At 72.2% G+C, this 3,468-nt stretch carries 4 protein-coding genes; 2 read left to right on the top strand and 2 right to left on the bottom strand.

Features of this window, described 5'->3' with window-relative positions:
* The first annotated feature begins 182 nt into the window (after positions 1 to 182).
* The gene (locus ACWGE1_RS40510) at positions 183 to 326 is read left to right on the top strand and encodes a hypothetical protein (protein WP_453425477.1); all 144 of its coding nucleotides are present in this window, start codon (positions 183 to 185) and stop codon (positions 324 to 326) included.
* Between the two features lie 221 nt (positions 327 to 547).
* Here ACWGE1_RS40510 and ACWGE1_RS40505 read toward each other — a convergent pair whose 3' ends face one another.
* Positions 548 to 1,537: an aldo/keto reductase gene (locus ACWGE1_RS40505; RefSeq protein ID WP_453425476.1), complete on the bottom strand. Its 990-nt coding sequence runs from the start codon at positions 1,535 to 1,537 to the stop codon at positions 548 to 550.
* A gap of 59 nt (positions 1,538 to 1,596) precedes the next feature.
* Complete coding sequence (locus ACWGE1_RS40500; RefSeq protein ID WP_453425475.1) at positions 1,597 to 2,289, bottom strand: GDSL-type esterase/lipase family protein; 693 nt, start codon at positions 2,287 to 2,289, stop codon at positions 1,597 to 1,599.
* 76 nt (positions 2,290 to 2,365) lie between these two features.
* On the opposite strand from ACWGE1_RS40500, the gene ACWGE1_RS40495 reads away from it, so the two are divergent.
* Entirely contained in the window at positions 2,366 to 3,388 is a 1,023-nt protein-coding gene (locus tag ACWGE1_RS40495; protein WP_453425474.1) for a WD40 repeat domain-containing protein, read from the top strand.
* The last annotated feature ends 80 nt before the right edge of the window (positions 3,389 to 3,468 follow it).

Genomic DNA, 3,468 nt, shown 5'->3' with positions numbered 1-3,468 from the left:
CGCCGCCTGTCCGCATCCGTCCACGGACGGTTCGGGCCAGCGGCCGGCCCTTCTGCCGCCGCCGAGCTGCGGCTTAGCTGGGTCTCACCGGAAAGGGCCAGCGCCACCGCGGGACGCTGGACCGACCGGGACACCTCCAGCAGAACGCCGCCTCACGGCACTCCGAAGGGACACCGGTCACCATGAGCATCACCCGCATCTTCCAGGCCGCCGCGGTCGTCGCCCTCACCGTCGTCCTCGGCGCCCCCGCCGTCGCCTCGGCGGCCCCGCTCACCGCCGCGAAGCCCCCGGTCGCCGCCCAGAACGGCGACATGAGCTGGCAGTAGCCGCTCCGCGCAGCCGCCCCACGGGCGGCGGGCCGTGACCCACGCCACGGCCGGCAGCGCCCCCGGGCACGGCACAGCCCCTGCGTCCACGATGCAGGGGCTGCCGCGTTAGGCTCGACGGGTGGATCCCAAGACCAGAAACCGTGTGATGGCCGGTGTGCTCGTACTGATGTTCGTCGTCGTGGCCGTGGCGGCTGCCGTCGGCCAGTAGCCCCTGACCCCTACCAGGCGAAGGCCTCCGGCGACGCCCCGGGACCGGGGAAGATCTCTTCCAGGCCCGCCAGGACCTCCTCCGGGAGCTCCAGCTCCACCGCGCGCAGAGCCGAGTCGAGCTGCTCCTGCGTGCGCGGCCCGACGATCGGCCCGGTGACCCCGGGGCGCGTCAGCAGCCAGGCCAGCCCGACCTCGCCCGGCTCCAGGCCGTGCTTGTCGAGCAGGTCCTCGTACGCCTGCACCTGCGCCCGTACGGAGCTGCTGGCCAGCGCGTCCGCCGACCGGCCGGAGGCGCGGCGGCCGCCCTCGACCTCCTTCCTGATGACCCCGCCCAGCAGGCCCCCGTGGAGCGGGGACCACGGGATGACACCGAGCCCGTACGCCTCGGCGGCCGGGATGACCTCCATCTCGGCGCGCCGCTCGGCGAGGTTGTAGAGGCACTGCTCGCTGACCAGGCCGAGCCGGCCGTGCCGGGCCGCGGTCTCGTTGGCCTGGGCGATCTTCCAGCCGGGGAAGTTGGAGGAGCCCACGTAGAGGATCTTGCCCTGCTGGACCAGGACCTCGACGGCCTGCCAGATCTCCTCGAAGGGGGTCCGGCGGTCCACGTGGTGGAACTGGTAGACGTCGATGTAGTCGGTCTGGAGCCGCTTGAGGCTGGCGTCGACGGCCCGCCGGATGTTCAGCGCCGACAGGCGGTCGTGGTTGGGCCAGGTGTCGCCCTCGCGGGACATGGAAGCGTAGACCTTGGTGGCGAGGACCGTCTTCTCGCGGCGGTCACCGCCCTGGGCGAACCAGGTGCCGATGATCTCCTCGGTGCGGCCCTTGTTCTCGCCCCAGCCGTACACATTGGCCGTGTCGAAGAAGTTGATGCCCGCGTCGAGTGCGGAGTCCATGATCGAGTGGCTTTCGGGCTCCCCGGTCTGGGGGCCGAAGTTCATTGTGCCGAGTACAAGTCGGCTGACCTTGAGGCCGGTGCGTCCGAGCTGCGTGTACTTCATGGGCCACTAGCCAACTGCTTCGAGTGCGCTCGAAGCAAGACCCTCCCGTGAAGGGCGTGTTACGGCCCCTGCGCGGGCCGGTAGGGGCCGCCGATCCCCCACGCCTGGTGCAGGACCGCCGCGAACTCCCCCGCCAGCCGGTGCTCGCCCGAGGCGTTCGGATGAGTGCCGTCGTAGGTGTCGCGGTGGATGTCGTACGAGGCCGGGCGCGCGGCCAGCAGGACCGGCGAGGCGTCGGTCGTCAGGTCGGCGACGGCCTTCGCGAGGAGCTCGTTGAAACGGGCCACCTCGGCCGCGAAGGGCGCGTCCTCCTCGGCCCGGCTGTTCGGTATGACCGGCAGCAGGACCATCCGGACACCCGGACGGGCGGCGCGGGCCCCGGCGATGAAGCTGCGGGCGTTGGCGGCGGTCTGCTCGGCGTCGGTGTAGAAGCCGAGGTCGATCAGCCCGAGGGAGACCAGCAGGACGTCGGCCCCGGTCGAGTCGACCGCCGGGCCTATGAGGGGGGCCATGTGCTGCCAGCCCTCGCCCCAGCCCGCCAGATGGCGGCGGGCGTGCTCCGGGAAGCCGGGGTCGGCGTACGCGTGGCTGATGGGCGTGTCGGTGACGGTGTCGTACAGCTCGCAGCGCGGACCGACGATCCGGTGGGGACCGCCGAAGGTCGAGCTGAGGTGCTGCCACATCCGGTAGCGCCAGGTGTAGTCGCCGGCGCGTCCGATGGTCATGGAGTCGCCGACGAACATGAAACGCATCCGGTCATCATCGCGGATCGCGCGACAGAAACCCCTGTGACGCCGGACACGCGGCACGTACTGGCAGGCTGGGGGAATGCGCCTGCCCATGCCGTCCGCCGCCGTGTCCGCCGCCGTTGCCGTGACCGCCGCCGTCGCCACCGCCGCTCTCGTCGTACTGCCCGGCCCGGCCTTCGCCGCGGAGACCCCCGGCTCTTCCTCCTTCACCCTCTCCGACCCTCGGATCAAGGAGTCCAGCGGCCTGGCCGCCAGCAGGATTCACCCGGGCGTGTACTGGACGCACAACGACAGCGACGACGGCCCGTACATCTACGCGGTGGACTCGGCCACGGGCCGGACGGTGGCCCGCCTGACACTGACGGGGATCGGCAAACCGCGCGACGTCGAGGCGATCTCCCTCGGTCCGGACGGGCAGCTCTACGTCGGGGACATCGGCGACAACCGCAACGGCACCTGGGACCACGTGTGGATCTACCGCTTCCCGGAACCGAAACAACTGGGTGACGCCACCGTCAAGGCCGCGCAGTTCACGGTGAAGTACGCGGACGGGCCGCGCAACGCGGAGTCGCTGATGGTGCATCCGGTGACGGGGCGCATCTACATCGCGAGCAAGGACGAGAACAAGGGCGGCCTGTACGAGGGGCCCGCGGAGCTGTCGACGGGCGGCGCGAACGTGTTCCGGCGGGTCGCCGACGTGCCGTGGGTGACGGACGGGGCGTTTTCCCCCGACGGCACCCGTCTGACCCTGCGGGGCTACTTCACGGCCCGCACCTACCCGTGGAAGGACGGCCTGCCGGTCGGCGAGGGCGAGCGGCTGGACGCCCCCTGGCAGGGCCAGGCGGAGTCGGTGACCTACACGCCGGACGGCTCCACGCTGATGTTCGGCGCGGAGGGCGAGGGCAGCCGGGTCATCGCGGTCCCGGTCGCCCCCGCCCCTTCGGACGGCGCCTCCGCCTCCCCGAAGCCGGGCTCCCGGGCGGACGCGTCCGCCGCCACGGAGCCGACGGGCAGCTTCGGCAAGGGAGCCCTCGTCCTGGCCGCGGGCCTGGTCCTGGCCTTCGGTGCCAAGCGGCTGTTGCGGCGACGGTCGCGGGACTGACCGCTCCGGCCGGCCCCACCGGGCACCTGCAGCCCCGCCGGCGTTCGAGACGCGGGGGTCCGGGGGCAGCGCCCCGGACC

This window comes from Streptomyces sp. NPDC054932, from assembly GCF_053610205.1.
Note: the sequence above shows the minus strand (reverse complement) of the source record. Positions and strands in the feature narration are given on the sequence as shown.